This is a genomic window from Xanthomonas sp. NCPPB 4467, assembly GCF_041475665.2.
Taxonomy (GTDB): Bacteria; Pseudomonadota; Gammaproteobacteria; order Xanthomonadales; family Xanthomonadaceae; genus Xanthomonas; species Xanthomonas dyei.
Map to the genome: position 1 here is coordinate 3060678 of NZ_CM191260.1, position 22725 is coordinate 3083402.

Annotated in this window: 15 protein-coding genes and 1 other RNA gene; 4 read left to right on the forward strand and 12 right to left on the reverse strand. The window is 64.9% G+C overall.

All coding sequences use genetic code 11. The features are described from left to right. The first annotated feature begins 201 nt into the window (after positions 1 to 201). A non-coding RNA gene (locus ACCQ06_RS13585) (sX9 sRNA) lies at positions 202 to 280 on the forward strand. Positions 281 to 571: 291 nt separating this feature from the next. Here the strand turns inward: ACCQ06_RS13585 and ACCQ06_RS13590 are convergent. From ACCQ06_RS13590 to ACCQ06_RS13620, 7 genes are all read right to left on the reverse strand, one after another. Beyond that, positions 572 to 2062: an efflux transporter outer membrane subunit gene (locus ACCQ06_RS13590; protein WP_228323888.1), complete on the reverse strand. Its 1491-nt coding sequence runs from the start codon at positions 2060 to 2062 to the stop codon at positions 572 to 574. A gap of 4 nt (positions 2063 to 2066) precedes the next feature. Continuing rightward, a complete protein-coding gene (locus ACCQ06_RS13595; RefSeq protein WP_228323801.1) occupies positions 2067 to 3653 on the reverse strand; it encodes an MDR family MFS transporter in 1587 nt (528 codons plus the stop codon). Then, entirely contained in the window at positions 3650 to 4837 is a 1188-nt protein-coding gene (locus tag ACCQ06_RS13600) for an HlyD family secretion protein (RefSeq protein WP_228323800.1), read from the reverse strand. Before ACCQ06_RS13600 ends, ACCQ06_RS13595 begins: the two co-directional genes overlap by 4 nt. Positions 4838 to 5163: 326 nt before the next feature. Next, positions 5164 to 6279, reverse strand: coding sequence for a polyamine ABC transporter substrate-binding protein (locus ACCQ06_RS13605; RefSeq protein ID WP_316686386.1), 1116 nt, complete (start codon positions 6277 to 6279; stop codon positions 5164 to 5166). 218 nt (positions 6280 to 6497) lie between these two features. Next, complete coding sequence (locus ACCQ06_RS13610) at positions 6498 to 7865, reverse strand: aspartate aminotransferase family protein (RefSeq protein WP_316686388.1); 1368 nt, start codon at positions 7863 to 7865, stop codon at positions 6498 to 6500. Between the two features lie 805 nt (positions 7866 to 8670). Beyond that, entirely contained in the window at positions 8671 to 10056 is a 1386-nt protein-coding gene (locus ACCQ06_RS13615) for a glutamine synthetase family protein (RefSeq protein ID WP_104617624.1), read from the reverse strand. Between the two features lie 6 nt (positions 10057 to 10062). Beyond that, entirely contained in the window at positions 10063 to 10818 is a 756-nt protein-coding gene (locus ACCQ06_RS13620) for a gamma-glutamyl-gamma-aminobutyrate hydrolase family protein (protein WP_372364372.1), read from the reverse strand. Positions 10819 to 10965: 147 nt separating this feature from the next. Between ACCQ06_RS13620 and ACCQ06_RS13625 the strand changes: the two genes are divergently transcribed. From ACCQ06_RS13625 to ACCQ06_RS13635, 3 genes are all read left to right on the forward strand, one after another. Further along, the gene (locus ACCQ06_RS13625; RefSeq protein WP_316686393.1) at positions 10966 to 12345 is read left to right on the forward strand and encodes a glutamine synthetase family protein; all 1380 of its coding nucleotides are present in this window, start codon (positions 10966 to 10968) and stop codon (positions 12343 to 12345) included. Then, the gene (locus tag ACCQ06_RS13630; protein WP_316686395.1) at positions 12345 to 13661 is read left to right on the forward strand and encodes an NAD(P)/FAD-dependent oxidoreductase; all 1317 of its coding nucleotides are present in this window, start codon (positions 12345 to 12347) and stop codon (positions 13659 to 13661) included. Before ACCQ06_RS13625 ends, ACCQ06_RS13630 begins: the two co-directional genes overlap by 1 nt. A 100-nt stretch (positions 13662 to 13761) precedes the next feature. After that, positions 13762 to 15060, forward strand: a complete 1299-nt coding sequence (locus ACCQ06_RS13635) for a diguanylate cyclase (protein WP_170068760.1) — start codon at positions 13762 to 13764, stop codon at positions 15058 to 15060. Between the two features lie 161 nt (positions 15061 to 15221). On the opposite strand, the gene ACCQ06_RS13640 is transcribed toward ACCQ06_RS13635, so the two are convergent. The 5 genes from ACCQ06_RS13640 to ACCQ06_RS13660 all read right to left on the reverse strand — a co-directional run bounded on the left by ACCQ06_RS13640 (position 15222) and on the right by ACCQ06_RS13660 (position 22410). Beyond that, a complete protein-coding gene (locus ACCQ06_RS13640) occupies positions 15222 to 16502 on the reverse strand; it encodes an MFS transporter (RefSeq protein WP_104617628.1) in 1281 nt (426 codons plus the stop codon). A gap of 763 nt (positions 16503 to 17265) precedes the next feature. After that, positions 17266 to 17544 carry a hypothetical protein gene (locus ACCQ06_RS13645; protein ID WP_170068683.1) on the reverse strand — a complete coding sequence of 93 codons (279 nt, stop codon included), beginning with the start codon at positions 17542 to 17544 and terminating at the stop codon, positions 17266 to 17268. Beyond that, positions 17534 to 19882, reverse strand: coding sequence for an FdhF/YdeP family oxidoreductase (locus tag ACCQ06_RS13650; RefSeq protein WP_316686397.1), 2349 nt, complete (start codon positions 19880 to 19882; stop codon positions 17534 to 17536). The genes ACCQ06_RS13645 and ACCQ06_RS13650 overlap by 11 nt, the downstream gene beginning before the upstream one ends. Then, positions 19879 to 20724, reverse strand: coding sequence for a formate dehydrogenase accessory sulfurtransferase FdhD (gene fdhD / locus ACCQ06_RS13655; RefSeq protein WP_316686399.1), 846 nt, complete (start codon positions 20722 to 20724; stop codon positions 19879 to 19881). Before fdhD ends, ACCQ06_RS13650 begins: the two co-directional genes overlap by 4 nt. A gap of 6 nt (positions 20725 to 20730) precedes the next feature. Beyond that, a complete protein-coding gene (locus tag ACCQ06_RS13660) occupies positions 20731 to 22410 on the reverse strand; it encodes an OFA family MFS transporter (protein ID WP_316686401.1) in 1680 nt (559 codons plus the stop codon). Between the last annotated feature and the right edge of the window lie 315 nt (positions 22411 to 22725).

The window sequence follows — 22725 nt, forward strand, 5'->3', positions numbered from 1 at the left end:
TCTGCGCGTCTGCGCGTCTGCGGCTGAGAGTGACGATCAACGGGCATCGCGGCAAGTGTCCGCGACTGCATCAGTGGCGACTTGTTTCGATTGGAGAAGACATCGCCGGGCAATACCAGCCAATCAAGCGGGGCCAACGCTAGAAGAGCAGCTAACAAAAACGACTGCGCTCACCGCCATGCGGGCGGTGCTCGTTGCGGCATCTACCACTCGTACATTCCGGTTCCTCCGGGCCGTCCGCACCCACCTGACGATTGCTGGCTCCGTTTTTTTGTTAGCCGCTCCAAGTTGGTCTGATCAACCGGATGTCCGGGTGCAAAACGCACGCCGTCCAAACGTGTAAGACGATGCGTAGATCGGTATGCAAGCCGTCCTCGTCGGTGCGTGTTTCAGTCCAGCAAAGTCCTAGTCTCCACACTCACTGATGGGGCTTGTGCAAACCCCATTAATCCGATGAAGTCCTGGCCACCAATACTCCTGATGCCGACCGCATGCGCCACCATCACCGGCGCGGCAATGACGTTGGCAGCGCAGGCATGCCTGCTTGAAGCCCATCGACCATCGACAACAGTCAACGCGTCTCCTGCGGCGCCTCGCTCCAGCCCAGGCCCAGGCTCTTCTGTAGCGCGACATAGTTGACCAATAGCTGCACCTGCGCCTGCGCGGCGGCGTCCTGTGCGGACAACTGCTGACGTTGCACATCGAGCAGATCGATCGACGAGGTGGCGCCGGCATCGCGGCGTTGCTGCATCAGTCCGGCCGAGCGCGTGGCCGAGGATTCGGCCTGGCGCGCGACCACCAGCTGCTTGCGTGCCGAACCGAAGCGCGACAACGCGGCGTTGGCATCCTGCAATGCCGCCAGCACCGCGCCCTCATAAGCCGCCTCGCGCCCGGCATTGCCGGCACGCGCCTGTTCCACCTGCGCGCGGGTCTTGCCGAAATCGAAGATCGACCAGCGCAGCATCGGCACTGCCAGGGTGGTCAGCGCGTCGGAGTTGAAGTCGCTGGGCGAACCGGCCACCCAGCTCAACCCGCCCAGCAGGGTCACCTGCGGGAAATAGCCATTCAATGCCTCGCCGATCTGCGCGCTGGACGCGGCCAGCTCGCGCTCGGCCTTGCGCACGTCCGGGCGGCGGCGGATCAACGCGCCGGCATCGTCCACACGCACCTCGGTGGGCAACATCGGCAGTGGCTGCACCGCCGCCAGTTGCCCGTCCAACGCGCCGGGCTCGCGCCCGACCATCAGCGCGAGCTGGTCCAGCGCTTCCTGCAATTGCATTTCCAGCGGCAGGCGCTGCGCTTGCTGCTGCTGCACCTGGGTGGCGATCTGCTCCACCTGCAGGTCCGAGGACGCACCGCGCTCGCGGCGCTGCTTGGTCAGTGCCAGCGATTGGCCGATCTTGTCCAGGTTGGCATCGGCAATGGCCAGCCGTGCTTGCAGCCCGCGATAGTTGAGATATACCTGCCCCACTTCGGCGGCGAGCTGCACCTGCGCATCGGCCAGCTCCGCTTCGGAGGCCTGCGCTTGCGCCAGCGCGCCCTCGGCGGCGCGACGGCGGCGGCCGAAAAAATCCAGCTCCCAACTGGCATCGAAACCGGCGCTGTAGATCTGGGTCTTGTCCAGATCCAGTGCCTGGTCGCCTGCGGCTGGCTGTTGACCGGGCTGGCCCTCCTGCAACCCGCCCAGCGTGTCCACGATGGTCTGCGGCGGCTCGGCATAGGCGTAGATCGCACTGGCATTGAGCTTGGGCAAGCGCTCGGCGCGGCGTTGCCGGGCCAGTGCGCGGTTGGCGCGCAGACGCGCTTGCGCCGCGCGCAGGTTGGGGCTGTCGGCCAGCGCCTGGGTCACCAGCTGGGTGAGCTGCGGGTCGTTCAATTGCTCCCACCAGTGGTTCAACGGCGCGGCGGCAACCACCTGCGCGCCGCTGGCGCGATGCAGTGCGGGCGCCTGCATGGCCGCATCGGCCACCGGCGGTGCCTTGGTGTAGTTGGGGCCGAGCATGCAGCCGCCCAGCAACACGGCGCTCAACGCCGCGGCCAGTGGCATGCGCATCAGGCGCAGGGAATCAGTGCATTGCAAGGTGCGCCCCCTTGGGTAACGGCTTGAGCAAAAAAGCCAGCGGAATCGTGCAGACCACGATCACGCCGAAGATCCAGAACAGATCGCTGTAGGTCATCACCAGCGCCTGCTGTTGCACCAGTCGCGCCAACTGCGCGATCGAGCGGATGGCCGCCTCGCCACCGGCGCTGCCCTGCATCTGCGCGCTCAGGCCAGCCAGAAAGTCCTGCGCGCGCGTCGCATTGGCGGTGATCGCGCTGCCGATGGTTTCGGTGTGGAAGGTCATGCGGCGCTCCTGGAAGGTGGAGATCAGCGCCAGCCCGACCGAGCCGCCCAGGTTGCGGCCGGCATTGAACAGGCCCGATGCATCGCCGGCCAGCTCCGGCGGTACCGACGAAATGGCCGCCTGATTGAGCGACATCATCGCCAACGCCAACCCGCAGCCCTGCAGCAACTGCCCGGCGACGAAATGCGTGCCGACGGTGTCGGCGGTCAGCGACAGGTTGACGAAACACGCCGCGGCAAAACAGATCAGCCCGGCGATCACCAGGATGCGCACGTCCACCATGTCCAGCAGCTTGGGCATCATCGGCATCAGCAGCACGGTGGGCAGGCCGGACAGCAGCAGCACGTAACCGGCCTGCTCGGTGTTGTAGCCGGAGATCACCGCCAGAAACTGCGGAATCATGTACATCACGCCGAACAGGATCATGCCCACCGCCATGATCATGATGAACACCGCACCGAAACTGCGATGCAGCAGCAGCGACAGACGGATCACCGGCGCGCGCTTGCGGAACTGGCCGACCACCAGGGCAATGAATCCGCTCAAGGCGATCAGGCTCAGCGTATTGATTTCGCTGGATTCGAACCAGCGTTCGCGCTGGCCTTCTTCAAGCACGACGGTGAGCCCGCCCAAGCCCGCAGTCAGGCCGTAGATGCCCAGCCAATCGGCATTGAGCAGGCCCGCCCAATCGGCCTTTTCATGCTTGAGCCCCAGCAGCAGCAACGCCACCAGGCCGACGCAGATCGGCACGTTGATGAAAAACGCGTAATGCCAGCTGACGTTCTCGGTGAGCCAGCCACCGAGCAGCGGGCCGATCACCGGGCCCATGATCACGGTCATGCCGAACAACGCGGTGCCCATGGTCTGCTGGCTGGGCGGCAGCCGTGTCGCAACGATGGTCAGCGCGGTGGGAATCAGCGCACCGCCGGCCAGGCCCTGCCCGACCCGGCCGATGATCATCATGCTCAACGAGGTCGACAACCCGCACACCACCGAAAACGCGGTGAACATCACCGCGCAGATCAGCAGGAAGTTGCGCAGCCCCAAGGTGCGCACGAACCAGCCGGTCAGCGGGATCATGATGATCTCGGCGACCAGGTAGGCGGTGGAAATCCAGGTGCCTTCGGTGCCGCTGGCGCCGACCTCGCCCTGGATGGTGGGCAGCGCGGCGTTGACGATGGAGATATCCAGCGTCGCCATGAACGAGCCGATGGTGCCGGCCAGCACCGCCAGCCAGGCGCCCGGCTCGGCCTTCTCGCTGGCAGCGCTGCCGCCGGCACTCGGGCCAGTGGCTGCCGCTGCACTCACTGCGCGCGCTCCTGCTCCTGCACGCGGTCGGATTCTGCTTCGGCACGCTGTTTGGCGTCCTTGGCCGAGCGCGTGTCCACCGTCACTTCCACCGACATGCCTGGCACCAACACCTTGCGTGCCTCGTCGCCGGCCAACACACGGATACGCACCGGCACGCGCTGTACCACCTTCGTGAAGTTGCCGGTGGCGTTTTCCGGTGGCAACAGCGCGAACTGCGAGCCGGTCCCGGGCGACAGGCTTTCGACCTTGCCGTGCAGCTTCACCCCGGACAGCGCATCGACCTCGATCTCGGCCGGCTGGCCGGGACGTATCAGGCCGACCTGGGTTTCCTTGAAGTTGGCGATCAGGTACAGCGATTCCTGCGGCACGATGGTCATGGTGCGGGTGCCGGCGGCCAGGAACTGGCCGACCTGCACGGTCTTGTCGCCAACGCGGCCGTGGATCCGGCTGGTCAGGCGGGTGTCTTCCACCGCAATGCGGGCCTGGTCGGCGTCGGCAGTAGCCTGCTTCACCCCGGCCTGGGCCTGCTCCAGTTGCGCCGTGCTGGCCTGGATCTGGCTCTGCGCAGCCTTGGCCTGCGCCTGGGCGGCGTCGTACTGGGCGCGGGCGCGGGCCAGATCGTGCTGCAGGCTTTCCTGATGCTCGTGGGTGTCGGCGCCGGAGGCCGCCAGCGGCGCAAAGCGCTTCACTTCGGCCTGGGCGAAGGTGAGGCTGGCAGCGGCGACAGCGACCTGGGTACGTGCCTGCACCAGCGCCGACTCCTGTGCGGACACATTGGCGGTGGCGGCCGCGATATCGGCCTGGCGCGCGGCAATCGCGGCCTCGGCCTGCTGCAGCGTGGCCTGATAGGTGCGGTCGTCGATCTGCAGCAGCGGCTGACCGGCGTCCACGATCTGGTTGTCGCCCACCATCACCTTGGTCACATAGCCGCTGACGCGCGGCGCCACCGCCACCGAATCGGCCTGCAGATAGGCGTTATTGGTGTCCTGCATGTAGCGGCCCTTGATCAGGTAATAGGCCAGCCAGACCACCAGCAAGACCAGCACCAGCACGCCCACCAGGATCAGCGTCCACTTGACCTTGGGGTTCTTCAACGGCGAAGGCTTCTGCTCCTGGTCGTCGTGCGCGTCCGCGGCCTGGCTGCGGCCATCGTTGGACGGGTGGTCTGCTTGGTTGCTCAAAGGAAGCGTCCTGTAGGTCGTGGGCGAGGCGCGCCAACGGCATGCCGCATCGGCGGCACGGCGAAAGCGGCGGAACCATGTAATTATTTGAACCCGTCGGTACAGGTTGCGTGACGAGACCAGTCAGCCGGGGCTGAGGCTGGCCGAACAGGCCGGATCGGTCAGTTGCTGCGTGTCAGCCAGCCGCGTGCAGCACTCGGCGATGCAAGCGATGCCGGTGCACCAGCAGCACGCGGCCGCGACCAGCGCGGCGATTTCTCAGGCAACTGATTGGCGTTTGATAAGGATGCGGCGGCCTGCGCCGTATCAGCGCCTGACGCCCTGGCTCAACGGCCGGTCTTGATCTCGGTCCACAGCCGCGTGTACAGGCGATCGACCTCTGGCGAATTGATCGCGTAGGTGAACATCTTGGCGGTCACTTCCGGCGGCGGGTAGATGGTGGGGTCGTTGCGGATCGCCGCATCCACCAGCGGCGTGGCGGTGCGCACCGGGTTGGCGTAGTGAATGAAGTTGCTGTTGGCCGCGGCCACCTCCGGCTTCAACAGGTAATTGATGAAGGCGTAGGCATTGTCAGCATGCTTGGCGTCCTTGGGGATGGCCAGCATGTCGAACCATTGCGGCGCGCCTTCTTTCGGAATGGCGTAGGCCACGTTGACGTTGTTGCCGGCCTCCTTGGCACGGTCGCGCGCCTGGATGATGTCGCCCGACCACCCCACCGCCAGACAGGTATTGCCGTTGGCCAGCGAGGTGACGTACTGGCTGGAGTGGAAGTTCTGCACGTACGGGCGGATGGTCTTGATCAGCGCGGCAGCCTTCTCGATCTCGGCCGGCACGCTGCTGTGCGGATCCAGGCCCAGATAATTCAGCGCGATCGGGATCATGTCCGAGGGGGTGTCCAGAATGGTGACGCCGCAGTCCTTGAGCTTGGACAGATTCTCCGGTTTGAATACCAGATCCCAACTGTTGGCGACATCGGTACTGCCGAAGATCGCCTTGAGCTTGTCGACGTTGTAGCCGATGCCGGTGGTGCCGATCATGTACGGCACCCCATACGCATTGTTCGGGTCCTGCGCGGCGATGCGGCGCATGACGGCCGGATCCAGATTGACCAGATTCGGGATCTTGCTCTTGTCCAACGGCAGGAACACACCGGCCTGAATCTGCCGGCCGAAGAAGTTGAGCGTGGGCACCACCACGTCGTAATCGCTGCCGCCGGCCAGCAACTTGGTTTCCACCATCTCGTCGCTGTCGAACACATCGTAGGTGACCTTGATGCCGGTGTTCTTTTCGAACGCGGGAATCGTGTCTTCGGCGATGTAGTCCGAGTAGTTGTAGACGTTGAGCACCTTGGCCTGCGCATCGGCCTTGCCCGGCGCGCCACCGCCGCCACAGCCGGACAACAGGGTGATGGACAGGGTCAGGGCGAGCAGTCGCAGCGTCATGTGGGTCTCCAGGGCAGCGCGGTGGGAGCGGCCCGGCATCGCGGCCGGTCTGCGCCCAGCCTACCCACCGCGTCCGGGTTTGCACAGCGGGAGGTGCGTGGACCGGAGGTTCGCGGTTTGACGCGCTGAAACGTCGGGGTTGGCGAAGGTCGGCCGCGGCGGTGGCGCTTGCTGCGCTGTGGTTGCGCGGCTCTGCGGCCGCAGACCTGCCGCCGCGCTTACTTGCCCAACGCCTGCGCGGTGTCGTCCAACGCCGCCCAGGCCTTGTCGAACAGCTCGTCGACTTGTTCGCAAGTGATGATCAACGGCGGCGACAGCAGCATTGCATCGTAGGTGGCGCGCAGGATCAGCCCGCGCCGTAGCGCGAAGTCGCGGCACATCGCGCCGACCCGACCGCGCCCGGGAAAATATCGGCCGCGTTGGCGCTTGTCCGGCACCAGCTCCAGCGCCCCGACCAGGCCCGCGATCCGCGCCTCGCCGACCAGCCGATGCGCGCCCAACTCGGTCCAGCGCTGCGCCAGATATGGCGCAATCTGCGTGCGTGCGGTGTCCACGATGCCCTCGTCCTGCAGCAGGCGCAGATTCTCCAGCGCCACCGCCGCGCATACCGGATGCCCGGCATAGGTACCGCCATGCGCCAGCTCGCCGCCTTGTTGCTTGAGCACCCCGGCCACGCGATCGTTGAACATTGCCGCCGCCAGCGGAATGTAACCGGAGGTGATGCCCTTGGCCAGCGTCATCACATCGGGCTGAAAGCCGAAGTAATCCGCCCCGAACCATTCCCCGGTACGCCCGAATCCGCAAATCACCTCGTCAGCCACCAGCAGTACGTCGTAGTGCCGGCAGATGCGCTGGATTTCTGGCCAATAACTACGCGGTGGGATATAGACACCGATCGCCCCCATGATGGGTTCGCCGATGAAGGCCGCTACGTTTTCCGGCCCGAGTTCGAGAATCCTGGCTTCCAGACGGCGCGCGGCAAGCAGCCCGTATTCGTCCGGCGCCATGTCCCCGCCATCGCCGAAATGATTGGGCGGCTCGATATGCACGATGCCCGGTATCGGCAACCCACCCTGCTTGTGCATGCCCTGCATGCCACCCAGGCTGGCACCGGCCATGGTGGTGCCGTGATAGCCATTGTGGCGACCGATGAAGACGTGTTTTTGCGGCTGCCCCTGCACCGCCCAAAAATGCCGCACCAGGCGCAGGATGGTGTCGTTGGCCTCCGACCCGGAATTGGCGAAGAACGCATGATTCAAATCGCCGGGCGTCAGTTCCGCGAGCTTGGCGGCCAGGTGGATGGTGGGCTCGGTGGTGCACTGGAAAAAGCTGTTGTAGTACGCCAGCTGCTCCATCTGTCGCGCCGCCGCCTGCGCCAGCTCGGTACGTCCATAGCCCACATTGACGCACCACAAGCCACCGAACGCATCCAGCAGCTTGTTGCCGTCGGCATCCCACACATACACGCCCTCACCGCGCGCCAGGATGCGCGTGCCCTTGCCCGCCAGCACCGCGTTGTCGTTGAACGGATGCAGATGATGCGCCGCATCGAGCTGCTGCAACGACCTGAGCACAGAAGGATCCACGACCTGCTCCACGCATGAGGAACCACGAGCATACACACGCCCTGTTGCCGCACCGTGGACGGCATTGCAGATTGCCCTGCGAATCGCTGGCACATCCGCCAGACGGCTTGGCCGCGAGAACTAGCGCTGCCACCAACACCGCACCCTCATCCGCCCTTCGGGCACCTTCTCCCGATGGGAGAAGGGAACGCCTTGCTGCGTCCGCGGTCTGCGCATTTCCTTCGCGGCGCCTGCCTCCTGCCAAGCACCGGCTGGCTTCCGCATGACATCGCTACACCTTGATGCGCTGATCTGTGCAGCGCTTTGATTTGCTTTGATTTGCGTAGCTTCGCTTTGTTTCGCCTAGCTCCGCCTTGCTTTGTTTCGCCTTGCTTTGCTTCAGCTTTGATTGCCTTGCTTCGCTTGCGCTTTCCGGGGCCCCATACCGCAGCGGCAAGGCCGGTAGATACAACCCGCAGGGCGGCGCGCATGGATGCGCGACGTTTTTGTAAGGGACATGGATGTCCCTTACAAAAATTTCTGCCGGACTTGCGCACCCGCAGCGCCTATGGCGCGGAGGGCGCGGAGGGCGCGAGGACGGGGTGTGCTTTCTTTTTGGTTACTTTTTCTTTGCACAAGCAAAGAAAAAGTGACTCGCGCCCGAAGGGCGTGAAAGCCCTGCTCTGAAATTGAATTCTCCAGAAACCCGGAAGCACACTAACCACTGCCAAGCTCCAACACCACCCGACACCGCACCCTCATCCGCCCTGCGGGCACCTTCTCCCGGCGGGAGAAGGGAGCGCGCGGCAACACTCATCCGACCCCATCACACGTTCAACAACAAAAACTCCCGCTCCCACGAACTGATCACCCGAAAGAACGTCTCATACTCTTTGCGCTTCACCGAGATATAGGCTCGCACAAACCGCCGCCCCAACATCTCCTGCAGCGCCTCGCACTTCTCCAACCCATCCAGCGCCTCACCCAACGAGCGCGGCAAATCGTAGCCCTGCTCCTTGCCATTGCTGCTGATCGGCGCGGTTGGTTCAAGCTTTTCGCGGATGCCCAACAGCCCGCACGCCAATGTCGCCGCCATCGCCAGATATGGATTGGCATCGGAGCCGGCAAACCGGCTTTCCACCCGCATGTTCTGCGGCGCATCGATCGGCACCCGTAACCCGCAGGTGCGGTTGTCGAAGCCCCACAGCACATTGCTTGGCGACACCTCACCGAACATCAGCCGCCGGTACGAATTGACGTTAGGCGCCAGCAGCCCCATCGCCATCGGAATGTATTTTTGCAGCCCGCCCAGATAATGCGCAAAGGTGTCGCTGAACCCACCCTCGCGTTTGCCACTGAATACATTCTTGCCGGTGCCGGCATGCAATAGGCTTTGGTGGATATGCATCGCACTGCCGGGCTCGGTTTCCATCGGCTTGGCCAGAAACGTGGCATACACCCCGTGCCGTAGCGCCGCTTCGCGCATGGTGCGCTTGAACAGAAACACCTGGTCGGCGCGCGACAAGGCATCGGCGTGGGTAAAGTTGACTTCCAGCTGCGCGGCGCCGGATTCGTGGATCAAGGTATCCACGTCCAGCTCCATCGCATCGCAATAGTCGTACATCAGATCCAGGATCGGGTCGAACTCGTTCACCGCATCGATCGAATACGACTGCCGCGCGGTTTCCGGGCGACCGGAGCGCCCGGCCGGCGGCAGCAACGGGAAGTCGGGATCGGTGTTCTTCTGCACCAGAAAGAACTCCAGCTCCGGCGCCACCACCGGCTGCAATTTGACCTCGGCGTAGGCCTCCAGCACGCGACGCAGCACGTTGCGCGGCGCCAGTTCGTGCGGCTGGCCGTCTTTGGTGTAGCAATCGTGGATGACCTGCGCGGTGGGGTCGGCGGCCCACGGCACCATGCGCACGGTGGACGCATCCGGGCGCAGATGCATGTCCGAGTCAGACGGCGAGGTCAGCGCGTAATAGTCGTCCGGAAAGTCGCCGGTGACCGTGGTGGCGAAGATGCCTTCGGGCAACCGCGTGCCGTAATCGTGCGAAAACTTGTCGGCCGGAATGATCTTGCCGCGCGCATTGCCGGTGATGTCCGGCACCAGGCATTCGACCTCGGTGATGCGGCGGTCCTTGAGCCAGCGGCGCAATGCGCTCTCCGGCTGCTTGGGCGTGGATTTGCGCGAACGTGTGCGGATCGACATACAACCTCACTGACCGCGCTGAGCGGCGTAACGGCGACAGGCCTCGCCGAAGGACTGAAAGATGGCACGGTAGAACGGATGCTGTGTGACACGCCATTCCGGATGCCATTGCACCGCAAGCAAAAAGCCAGGTCCCGGGCCGCGAAAGGCTTCGATCAGGCCATCTGGCGCAGTCGCTTCGACCAGCAGGCCGTCGGCCAGCGTGGCGATGCCCTGCCCATGCAGGGAATTGACCCACACCTCGGCCGAGTCGCTCATGCCAGCCAGCCAGCCGCCGAGCTGCAACCGCAGCGGATGCGCCGGGCCGTACTGCACGTCCAGCGGCGCGTTGCGGTCTTCGCGATGATCGGCCAGGCCGGGCACCGCATGCACGCGTTGATGCAGGCGTCCACCGAGCGCGACATTGACCTCCTGCAGGCCACGACAGATCGCCAGCACCGGCAGGCCGCGCGCAAGCGCCTGTGGGATCAATCCCAGGCTGGTGGCATCGCGCGCGGCATCGTGCGGGTTGCCCTCCCAGCTGGAGTCGTCGCTGTAATGATGCGGCTCGATATTGCTGAACGCCCCGGTAAGCAACACGCCGTCCAGCCGATCCAGCCACGCGCCGGCCTCCAGGCTTGGCTGCAGACTCGGCAGCAGCACCGGCATGGCACCGGCCGCGTCCACGACCGCACGGATGTATTTTTCGCCGGCCGCCAGAAACGGATGCGGCCCTTGCGCGATGCGATCGGTCGGCAATCCGACCAACGGTACAACAGCCATGCAGACATCCCGATGCGGTGCGTTGAACGGCAGATGCGCTCGAACTTACCGCGCCACCGCTGCCATTGCCACCGCCGCACCGTTGCCTGGTCGCAAACGATCACGCGTGCTTTGCTAGGCTGGGCGGCGACTTCGCAGGTGGTGCCCATGGCTTTCGAGAACTCCGTCGCATCGCTGCCCGCTGCCGATGCCGCCACCCTGGCGCGCATCGCCGGCTGCCACTCCGTCGACCTGTTATTGCCCGACACCAACGGCGTGTTGCGCGGCAAGCGCGTCACTGCCGATGCACTGCACAAGGTCTACCGCGATGGCGTGTGTCTGCCGATGTCGCTGATCGCCACCGACATTACCGGCAACACCGTGGAAGAAACCGGGCTTGGCTATGCCATCGGCGATGCCGACCGCATCTGCCGGCCGATCGAAGGCTCGCTGCGCCCGGTCCCGTGGGCGCCGCAACCGATGGCGCAGCTACTGCTGGCGATGCACACCCCGGACGGTAGCCTGTTCGAGGTCGCGCCACGCGCGGTGTTGCAGCGGGTGTTGCACGGCTTTGCCGCACTCGGGCTGACCCCGGTGGTGGCGGTGGAGCTGGAGTTCTACCTGTTCGATGCGGTGCCCGATGCGCAGGGGCGCCCGCAGACCCCGCGCGACCCGGTCACCGGCATCCGCAGCGACAGCACCCAGGTGTACGCATTGCAGGATCTGGACGATCACCGTGGTTTTACCGATGCGGTCACTGCTGCCTGCCAGCAGCAAGGCATTCCCGCCGACACCGCCGTGGCCGAGTACGCGCCGGGCCAGTTCGAGATCAACCTGCAACATCGCGCCGACGCGGTGGCCGCCTGCGACGAGGCGATCCTGCTCAAACGCACCATCAAGGCCATCGCGCAGCAGCAGCGCATGCTGGCCAGCTTCATGGCCAAGCCGTTCCCAAGCCAGGCCGGCAGCGGCTTGCATCTGCATGTGAGCCTGCTCGATGCCGACGGGCACAACGTGCTTGCCGGCGAGGCCGAGATGCCCACCGACCGCCTGCGCCACGCCATCGCCGGGCTGCAGCGGCATGCGGACGCATCGCTGCTGTTGTTCGCGCCGCACGCCAACAGTTACCGACGCTTCGTCAGCAATGCCTTCGTGCCGTTGGATGCCAGCTGGGGTTTCAACAACCGCACCGTGGCGCTGCGCATCCCGCATAGCGATGCCCGCAACACGCGCATTGAACATCGCATTGCCGGCGCCGATGCCAACCCATATCTGGCCGCGGCCGCGGTGCTGGCGGCTATGCTCGACGGCCTGCAGCAGCCTGCCGAACCCACGCCGCCGATCACCGGCAACGCCTATGCGCAAGGAATCTTTCAACCACGCACCTGGCAGGGCGCGATCGATGCGTTTGTGTCCAGCGACTTTATCGGCGTCCAGCTAGGCACGCAGTTTCAGCATGTATTCGGGCAACAGAAACAACGCGAGCTGCTCGATTACCAGGCGCTGGTGCCGGACATCGATTACGCCCGGTACCTGCGGACCGTGTGATGGGCAGCCCGGCCACCGCGCTGCCGCACGCCGACACCGCGGAGGGCGGCTATCCGGACAGCTGGTACACGCGCAGCGCGCCTGCCCTGCCCGCGCAACCGCGCCTGCGCGGCGCCGAACGCGCCGATGTCTGCATTCTCGGCGCCGGTTACACCGGACTGACTGCGGCGCTCGCGCTGGCCGAAGCCGGCTACCGGGTCGTCGTGCTGGAGGCCCGGCGCATCGGCTGGGGCGCATCCGGTCGCAACGGCGGTCAGGCCATCGTGGGCTACGGCTGCGAACAGGAAACGCTGGAAGCGCTGGTCGGCGATGCAGATGCGCGGCTGTTGTTCGACTTCTCGCGCGACGGCATGCGCCTGCTGCGCCAGCGGATCGAACGTCATGCCATCGCCTGCGATTGGCGCGATGGTCACGCCCACGTGCCGCTCAAGCCGCGCCAGGTGCGGGCGCTGCAGCATGGCATCGTGCGCATGGCGCAGCGCTACGACTACCCGCTGGAGTGGTGGGACCGCGCCCGCACCCGCCAGGTGCTGGACAGCCCGCTGTATCTGGGTGCGATGTTCGACCCCGCCAGCGGCCATCTGCATCCGCTGGCCTACGCGTTCGGCCTGGCGCGGGCGGCGCTCGCGGCAGGCGTGCGCATCTTCGAGGACTCGGCGGTGACCCGCCTGGACCCTGGCGCGCAGGTGACGATGCACACGGCCGATGGCAGCGTCACCGCGGACTTCGGCGTGATTGCCGGCAACGCCTTGCTGCACGGCATCGCCGCGCCGCTGGAGCAACGCATCATGCCGGTCGGCACCTATGTCGGTGCCACCCCGCCGCTGGGCCAGGCGCGCGCGCGCGCGCTGATCGCCAACGACATGGCGGTGGCCGACACCAACTGGGCGCTGGATTACTACCGGCTCAGCGCCGATCACCGGCTGCTGTTCGGCGGGCGCGCTAGTTATTCCTCGCGCCCGCCGCCGGGTTTGAAGCGCCTGATGACCCAGCGCATGCACACGGTGTTTCCGCAGTTGCGCCAGGTGCCGCTGGAGACCGTCTGGGGCGGCTACGTGGACATCTCGCGCAACCGCGCGCCGCACTGGGGCCGGCTCGCGCCGACTGTGTATTTCGCGCAGGGCTTCTCCGGCCACGGTGTGGCAGCCACCGGTCTGGCCGGCCAGGTGATCGCCGAGGCCATCGCGGGCCAGAGCCAGCGGTTGGACGTGTTTGCGCGTATCCCGCACCGCCCGTTTCCCGGCGGGCAGCGGCTGCGCACCCCATTGCTGGTGGCGGCCATGAGCTGGTACCGGCTGCGCGACGCGCTGTGGTGACCGCGCCCCCAGGTCCATCGCGCAAGCTACAACGCAGCGCTCAAGTTTTGGCGAGCAGAGCCGTTAGCTGATCTGACGGTTCGATCCACACGGCCAACCGATGTCCCCAGGTACCCTACATCGCAATAGTGAAAGCGCAGTTCTGCCGCAACGCGTGTTGCTGGTGGAGAACTCGCGCACGTTCACCAGCATGCTGCGCGCAGCCATCGAACAACGCGTGGAACTGCCGGTCACGGTCGTTTCGACCCTGGCCGAAGCGGCACGCGTGCTCGACGAAGAAGATGGCTGGTTCCTGGTCCTGACCGGCCTGGTGCTGGTCGACGGCGACCGCGACAAGGTCGTGGAGTTCTTCCTCTCGCGCAACCTGCCGACCGTGGTGGTCAGCGGCGTGTACGACGAGGATCTGCGCCAGCGCGTGCTGCAGCAGCAGATCATCGATTACGTACTCAAGAACGCACCGGGCAGCATCGAATATCTGGCCTGGTTGGTGCAGCGCCTGGAGCGCAATCGTCGCATCGGCGCGTTGGTGGTGGACGATTCGTTGTCTGCTCGTACCTACGCCGCCGCACTGCTGTCGATGTACGGCTACCGCGTGGTGCTGGCCGCTGACGGCGCCGCCGGACTGGACGCAATCGAACGCGACCCCGACATCCGTCTAACCATCGTCGATCAGGAAATGCCCGGCATGGAAGGCGTGGAATTCACCCGCCGGCTGCGTGCGTTGCGCTCGCGCGACAAGGTCGCAGTGATCGGCATCTCCGGCAACAGCGACTCGTCGCTGATCCCGCGCTTCTTGAAGAACGGCGCCAACGATTTCCTGCGCAAGCCCTTCTCGCGCGAAGAATTCTTCTGCCGCGTCTCGCAGAACGTGGACCAGCTGGAATTGATCGGCACGCTGCAGGATCTGGCCACACGCGATTTCCTCACCGGCCTGCCCAATCGGCGTTACTTCCTGGAACAAAGCCAGCGCGTGATCCCGCAGTTGCTGTCGCAGGACCAGACGGTAACCGCGGCCATGCTGGATATCGATCACTTCAAACACATCAACGACACCTGGGGCCACGAAGCCGGCGACCAGGCGTTGCGCGCGGTAGCCGCATCGGTCTCCGGGCATGCACGTCCGCAGGACCTGGTGGCGCGTTTCGGTGGCGAAGAATTCTGCCTGCTGGTGCCGGGGCTGGATGCAGCCAACGCCACCAGCTACTTCGAAACCCTGCGCGAACGCATCAGTGCACTACGCGTCCGTGTCGGCGACGACACGCTGAGCATGACGGTAAGCATCGGCGTGTGCATTGCGACCGAAAGCGATCAATCGCTGCATCACCTGTTGAACGAAGCCGACAAATATCTCTACCTGGCCAAGGCCGGCGGCCGCAACCAGGTACGCTTGGCGGTCTGAGCGCAGCACACTTGCACCAACACGGCAGCCGGCCAGGACGCACCTCAAAGCGCGTCTTTCTCTAGCCACCGTAGGAGCGCACCCGGGCGCGAAGGCGCCTTACCGATAGCACCTGTGCGCGCACCAGCCCGCGCCTACGGCAGTTGCCTACGCAAGCGCATCTATCGACGCGATCGACGCGCCACCGTCAGCGCGAGCAGGCTCAACACAGCGGCTGCGCCGAGGTAGTAACCCACGGCTTGTACTCCGTAGCGTTGCGCCAGTTGCGTGGCCACATACGGCGCCGGTGCCGCGCCCAGGATGCTGGCCAGATTGAACGACAGCGACGCGCCGGTATAGCGCACCTCGGTGGGATACAACTCCGCCAGCAAGGTGCCGCAAGGGCCATAGGTCAGCCCCATAAAGAAGAAGCCCAGCCCAAGAAAGGCCAACACCTGCAACGGGTGATGGGCCTGGAACAACGGCGCAAACGCCAGCCCGAACGCAACGATGGCGACGCTGGCCAGCATCATTGCCAACGGTGCGCCATGCCGATCGCCGAACTTGGCCGAGAATGGAATGCCCAGCGCAAAGAACACGATACCGGCCATCTGCAGCAGCAGGAATTGCTCCTTGTCGTAGCCCAGCGTCTTGGTGCCATAGCCCAATGCGAACACGGTCATCAGATAGAACAACACGAAGGTGGCAAACGCACCCAGCGTGCCGATGATCAACGCCGGCCAATGCTGCGATATCACGGTGCCCAGCGGCAGCCGCACGCGCGTCTGACGATCCAGGGTCTTTTGAAAATCCGGCGTTTCGGTGATGCTCAGGCGTACCCACAGGCCAGTGATCACCAACAAGGCGCTGGCCAGAAACGGCACCCGCCAGCCCCACTGCATGAAGGCCGCATCGTCCAGCAATGCGCCCATGCCAAGGAAGGTGCCGGTGGACAGCAAGAAGCCCAGCGGCGCACCCAGCTGCGGAAACATGCCGTACCACACGCGCTTGCCAGGCGGTGCGTTCTCGGTGGCGAGCAACACGGCGCCGCCCCACTCCCCGCCCAGGCCCAGCCCCTGACCGAACCGGCACAGCGCCAGCAGCAGGGGAGCCCACACCCCGATCTGCGCATAGCCGGGCAGCAGACCAATGGCAACCGTGGACAGACCCATCGTCAGCAATGCCGCCACCAGCGTGGCCTTGCGGCCGACCCGATCGCCGAAGTGGCCGAAGACCGCCGAGCCCACCGGCCGCGCGATGAAGGCCACCGCAAAGGTCGCCAACGACTGCAACATCGCCGCACTGCCATCGCCGGCCGGAAAGAACAAGGTCGGGAACACCAGCACCGCAGCGGTGGCATAGATGTAGAAATCGAAGAATTCGATGGTGGTGCCGATCAGGCTGGCAAACAGCACGCGCGCAGGCGAATTGACGGGCGTGGCGAGCGGCGCGGCAGCAATCATCGTGGGTCGGCATCCATCAGACAAGACGGCCGATTCTGGCAGATCGCGGCAGTGGTTTGCGCAGCCAAACCGGCCTGCAAAAAGTTACAGGCGTGACCGCCTGGCGCGTAGGCCATGCCATCCTCATCCATAAAGGGTGGCCGACAAAACGTAGTGAGCAGTCGTCAGATGAGGAAGGATGGCGTGCTAAGAATGCGTTGATTGAAAGGCGGATGATCTGCGACTTGGCTGCCGGGCCCTCACTCGTCAACGATCGCGGGAAACGCCGCAAGTACGGACTGGTCGAACAATGAAGATAGATCACCTGTAGAGCTGATGATCTTCAGCTTGGCTGCAGGGTCCTTGCCCGCCCACCATCACGGGACACGCCGCAAGTACGTCCCTGTAGGCTCTTACGCGGCATCCATGCCGCGTAAGGTCCCGCGACGGTGAGCGGGCAAGGACCAGTCGAGAACGCCGGTGTGCGGATGTTTCAACAGAGCAACCGTTAACTGTCTGCTGCAGTGTCTTCGTTCTTCGATAACGTCACCAGCCAACTATCTGGTGCGGTGCCCTCGCCGATTGCGGGACCGTTGGCGGCATGGATGCCGCCATCGAGCCCCCAGGGACGGGTTCACGGCGTGTCCCGCGAGCGGTGAGGGCACCGCGCACTCGATTGCCTAAGCTTTCAACTTAGCAGCCAAAAGTCCCGCGATGGTGGCTGGGCAAGGAGCAGGCAGAAATATCGGCGTACATGGTCTTCAACAAACAACCAGCAAGTTATTCAGCCGCCTTGCGGCGCTTGCGCAGTTTTGCGCTGTGCGTGCTCTGCCAACCCGGCCGGCGTCAACACCGCGAATTGCCGATCGCCGCGCTCTTCCACGTGAATCCAACCCGGACCGGGCTGGCCATCCAAATTGGCGCTGCCAAGCCACGCGAGCGTGCGCAACAACACGCTCATGCGCACGCCCAGCTGCTTGCACAGCCTCGACAGCGACACGCCCTCGGGCGTGTCGGCCAGCGCCTGCAGCAACTGCGCGGTGAGCTGCGGATCAGCGGACAAGCACCGCTCCGATATCGCGCGGCGCCGCGTCGGCGGTTTCGGCGCGATGCGGCAGCACGATCACCGGAATCGACTTGGAGGTCGGCGTACGTGCTTCGTCGGCAAAACTCGACAGCGGCACCAGCGCATTGGTTTCCGGGTAATACGCCGCCAGACAGCCGCGCGGAATGTTGTAGTCCACCAGCAAGAAGCGCCGCGCCTCGCGATGCACGCCGTCTTCGCACAGGCTTTCCAGGTCCACCCAATCGCCGGCCTTCATGTTCAACGCGGCGATATCGGCGCCATTGATGAACAGCACGCGGCGCTCGCCGAACACGCCACGATAGCGATCGTCCAGCCCGTAAATGGTGGTGTTGTACTGATCGTGCGAGCGCGTGGTGGCGAGCGTAAACACCATCTGATCGCCCCGCGAACGCCGCGCGCGATGGATCGGGTTGTCGGTAGGCACCGCGTGCGCTTTGAACACCGCACGCTGCTCGGGCGTGACCCAGTTACGGTCGCGCGCGGTGTTGGACAGACGGAAACCGCCCGGCGTACGCACGCGCTGATTGAAGTCGGCAAAGTCCGGGAAGACCTGCGCGATCAGGTCGCGGATGCGGTCGTAGTCGCCCACCAGCCAGCGCCAGCGGATCGCGCTGCGCGCGCCCAACGTGGCTTCGGCCATGCGCGCCACGATCGCCGGCTCGGACAACAGGTCCGGCGAGGCCGGCGGATTGATGCCGGCCGACAGGTGCACCATGCTCATCGAATCCTCCACCGTCACGCCTTGCGAGCCGGCGTCCTGGATATCGATTTCGGTACGCCCCAGGCACGGCAGGATCAATGCATCGCGCCCATGCACCAGGTGGCTGCGATTGAGCTTGGTGGTGACGTGCACGGTGAGCTCGCAGTTGCGCAGCGCGCGGTGCGTGGCATCGGTATCCGGCGTGGCGGCGGCAAAATTGCCGCCCATTGCGAAGAACACCTTGCCGCGCCCGTCCAGCATCGCTTCTATCGCACCGACGGTGTCGAAGCCGTCTTCGCGCGGCGGCGCAAAACCGAACACCGACTGCAGCTTGTCCAGAAACGCGGCGGGTGGTTTTTCATAGATCATCATCGTGCGGTCGCCCTGCACGTTGCTGTGCCCGCGCACCGGGCAAACGCCTGCGCCGGGCCGGCCCAGATGGCCGCGCAGCAACAGCAGGTTGGTGATCATGTGGATGGTGGCCACCGAGTGCTTGTGCTGGGTGATGCCCATCCCCCAGCACGCGATCACACGCTCGGCCTTCAGATAGATCTCGCCAGCCTTGCGCAACTGCGCTTCGTCCAGGCCGGACTCTTCGACGATGGTGTCCCAGGCTTCCGCATGCACATCGGCAGCGAAGGCGTCGAAATTGGCGGTGTGCTCGGCGATGAACTCCAGATCCAGCAAGCGCGGCGCACCATCGCGCTGGGCCTGCGCATCGCGCTCCAGCACATGCTTGATGATGCCCTTCAACGCCGCCAGGTCGCCGCCGATCTTGAGCTGGAAATAATCCGAGGCAATGCGGGTGGAACCGTTGTGCAGCATCTCCAGCTTGTCTTGCGGGTCGGCGAACTTCTCCAGACCGCGCTCGCGCAGCGGATTGAACGCCGCAATCGCCGCGCCGCGCTTGGAGGCCTGACGCAACTCGCCCAACATGCGCGGGTGATTGGTGCCCGGATTCTGGCCGAAGATGAAGATCGCATCGGCCAGCTCGAAATCGTGCAACGACACCGTGCCCTTGCCCACGCCGATCTGCGAACGCAGCGCGGTGCCGGATGGCTCGTGACACATGTTGGAGCAATCCGGGAAGTTGTTGGTGCCGAACTCGCGCACGAACAACTGATACAAAAACGCCGCCTCGTTGCTGGTGCGCCCGGAGGTGTAGAAGATCGCCTCATCCGGGGTCGCCAGGCCATTGAGATGGCCGGCGATCTGCGCAAACGCATCGTCCCAGCTCACCGGCACATAGTGGTCGGTGGCGGCGTCGTAGCGCATCGGGTGGGTCAACCGGCCCTGCCCTTCCAGCCAATAGTCGCTGTATTGCGACAGCAGGCTGACGCTGTGCGAGGCGAACAATTCCAGCCCGGCGCGGCGCGCGGTGGATTCGGCGGCCACGGCCTTGGCGCCGTTTTCGCAGAACTCGAAGGTGGAGGTATGGTCGCGATCCGGCCAGGCGCAGCCCGGGCAATCGAAGCCGTCCGGCTGATTGGCGTGCAGCAGCGTCTTGGCGCCCTGCACTGCGATGTCCTGTTCCATCAGGTGCTTGGCCACCGAGCGCAATGCGCCCCAGCCGCCCGCGGGATTGTCGTACTGCTTGATGGTTTTCTTGCTCATGCGGGCTCTCCCACGGCAACGCCCAGATCCAGGCGTTGTGGATGGCTGTAAACAACACAATCGTGATTGCGGGCAAACCCGATCAGGGTCAGTCCCGCGCTGTCGGCCAGGCTGATCGCCAGCGCAGTAGGTGCCGAAATCGCTGCCAGCAGCGGAATTCGGGCCTGCGCGGCTTTCATGGCCATTTCATAACTGGCGCGGCTGGTGACCACCGCAAACCCTTGCGATGCATCGATGCGCACGCGCGCCAATGCACCGATCAATTTGTCCAGCGCGTTGTGGCGCCCGACGTCTTCGCGAACCAGCTGCACCACGCCGTTCGCATCGGCCCAGCCGGCAGCGTGCACCGCGCCGGTCTGCGCGGCGATCGGCTGCTGCATATGCAACTCATCCAGCGCACGCGCCAACGCATCGGCGTCGATCTGCAGCGTCGACTGCACGCGCGGCGGCACGCGCAGCACCGCCTCGATCGATTCATTCCCGCACACGCCGCAACCGCTGCGTCCATCCAGATTGCGCCGCCGCTGGTCCAACGCGGCCGCGCGCTCGGGCGGGATCTCGATCTGCAGCGAAGCGCCTTCCAGAAAGGTCTCCACCGCGACCACGCGCAGGTCCTGCGCGTGGTCGACGATGCCTTCGCTCAACGAGAACCCAAGCGCGAAATCCTCCAGGTCCTCCGGCGTGGCCATCATCACCGCGAACGGCACCTGGTTGTAGATCAGGGCAACCGGCATTTCGGCCGCCACCATGTCCTGCACCGTGGCACCGCGACCGCCGCGATGGCGGACAACCGTGCGCACCACACTACCGGGGCGCACTGTGCGGGAAGACGGACTGGTCATCTCACCTCAATGGAACAGCACAAAGGCTTTCTGCAGCGTCACCCAGATACCGAACGCCATCGGGATGCCAACCGCCAGCCAAGCGAACGCGACCAGTGCGGGGTTGCCACCATGCCCGATGCGCGCCATCTGTTCCGGCGGCAACACCGCATGCCCGCTACGGTCGACCTTCTCGTGCGCCAGCTGCTTTTCGCGTGCCAGTTCGTCCGGCGTCATGAAATGACGCGCGGCCACCGGGCGCACCAACAAATTGCAGATCAGGCCGAGCACGAGCATCCCGGCGAGGATGTACATGGTGGTGTTGTAGACCTGTGACGGCGGGCTGCCGTGCGCCAGCTGGTACTCGCGCATATACCCCACCACCACCGGGCCGAGGATGCCGGCGGTGGCCCAGGCGGTCAGCAGACGGCCATGGATGGCGCCGACCATCTGGGTACCGAACAGGTCGGCCAGATAGGCCGGAATGGTGGCGAAGCCGCCGCCATACATCGACAGGATGATGCAGAAGATGCCCACGAACAGCGCGATACCGCCCACGCCACCGGCCGACGGCGCCGCCGCGTACAGGCAGATGCCCAGCACGAAGAACAGCGTGTAGGTGTTCTTGCGGCCGAGCTTGTCGGACATGCTGGCCCAGAAGAAGCGGCCACCGATATTGAACAGGCTGAGCAGACCGGTGAAGCCGGCCGCGATGGCCGCGATGCTGGCCAGCTGAGCCGTATCCAGGCTGCCGAAGCCGATGTCCACGCCGATCAACCGGCCGCCGAACACTTCCTGCAGCATCGGCGAGGACATGCCGATCACGCCGATGCCGGCCGAAACGTTCAGGCACAACACGCCCCACAGCAGCCAGAACTGCGGAATGCCCCAGACCTTGCTGACGTGCACGTGGTTGGCGGTGATCATGGCGTTGGTGCTGGCCACCGGCGCGGTCCAGCCGGCCGGAGTCCAGCCGCTCGGCGGCACGCGATATCCGAAGGCGCCGGCCATCATGAAGACGAAATACAGCGCAGCCATCACCAGGAAGGTTTCCATTACGCCCACCGAGGTGGGGGTAGCGAAGTGGCGCATCAGTGCATCGGCCAGCGGGCTGCCGATCATCGCGCCGCCGCCAAAGCCCATGATCGCCATGCCGGTCGCCATGCCGCGACGGTCCGGGAACCATTTGATCAGGGTCGACACCGGCGAAATGTAGCCCAACCCCAGACCGATACCGCCGATCACGCCCGAGCCCAGCCAGAGCATCCAGATCTGATGGAAGTGGATACCTGCCGCCGAGATCACAAGGCCGCCGCACCAGCACAGCGCCGAGACCACGCCGGCCTTGCGCGGGCCGGCACGTTCCAGCCAACCGCCCCAAATAGCCGCCGAGCAGCCCAGCAGCACGAAGAACAGGGTGTACATCCACTGCAGCTCGCTGATCTTCCAGTCGCAAGTGGTCGCCACCATGCGCGCGAACAGGCCCATGTCGGCCGGGCAGGCGATCGCTTCGGTGATGCCCAGCGCCTTGGACAGCGGCAGCCAGAACACGCTGAAGCCGTAAGCCATGCCGATGCACAGATGGATCGCCAGCGCAGCCGGCGGCACCAGCCAACGATTGAACCCCGGACGCGCAATGATGCGCTCCTTGGATAGCAGACCGGCGTCTGCGCCACTGGCTGTCGCCACGGTGGACCCTTGCGTCATTACTCATTCCCCAAAAAAATAGTGCGATGAACTGCGATAAAAAAGATTGACGGCTGCGATCGATTGGCGTGTTGCGATATAAGCAGCGGCGGCGACCAGGCCCAACCGGCGGTTGTCTGGCGCATCATCGGCAATCCTTGCAGCTTTGCAATGCTTGGCGACGCCTCGCAGCGTTCCATTGCATTGCCACACACACGCCACGCAAGCGTTCCCTGAGCTTAGCGGCCGGCGCTGCGACTAATTAACTAGTTCTTATGTATTAGATCGACGGGCATCCGCCAAGCCTGTTCGGGCATATCGCCCATTCCCACCCGA

Bases quoted from the DNA above. Each gene is read 5' to 3' on its own strand.
- ACCQ06_RS13660 (WP_316686401.1), bottom strand. From the start codon at position 22,410: ATGACGCAAGGGTCCACCGTGGCGACAGCCAGTGGCGCAGACGCCGGT.
- ACCQ06_RS13620 (WP_372364372.1), bottom strand. From the start codon at position 10,818: ATGGCTGTTGTACCGTTGGTCGGATTGCCGACCGATCGCATCGCGCAA.
- ACCQ06_RS13635 (WP_170068760.1), top strand. From the start codon at position 13,762: ATGTCCCCAGGTACCCTACATCGCAATAGTGAAAGCGCAGTTCTGCCG.
- ACCQ06_RS13650 (WP_316686397.1), bottom strand. From the start codon at position 19,882: ATGAGCAAGAAAACCATCAAGCAGTACGACAATCCCGCGGGCGGCTGG.
- ACCQ06_RS13615 (WP_104617624.1), bottom strand. From the start codon at position 10,056: ATGTCGATCCGCACACGTTCGCGCAAATCCACGCCCAAGCAGCCGGAG.
- ACCQ06_RS13630 (WP_316686395.1), top strand. From the start codon at position 12,345: ATGGGCAGCCCGGCCACCGCGCTGCCGCACGCCGACACCGCGGAGGGC.
- ACCQ06_RS13625 (WP_316686393.1), top strand. From the start codon at position 10,966: ATGGCTTTCGAGAACTCCGTCGCATCGCTGCCCGCTGCCGATGCCGCC.
- ACCQ06_RS13640 (WP_104617628.1), bottom strand. From the start codon at position 16,502: ATGATTGCTGCCGCGCCGCTCGCCACGCCCGTCAATTCGCCTGCGCGC.
- ACCQ06_RS13605 (WP_316686386.1), bottom strand. From the start codon at position 6,279: ATGACGCTGCGACTGCTCGCCCTGACCCTGTCCATCACCCTGTTGTCC.
- fdhD (WP_316686399.1), bottom strand. From the start codon at position 20,724: ATGACCAGTCCGTCTTCCCGCACAGTGCGCCCCGGTAGTGTGGTGCGC.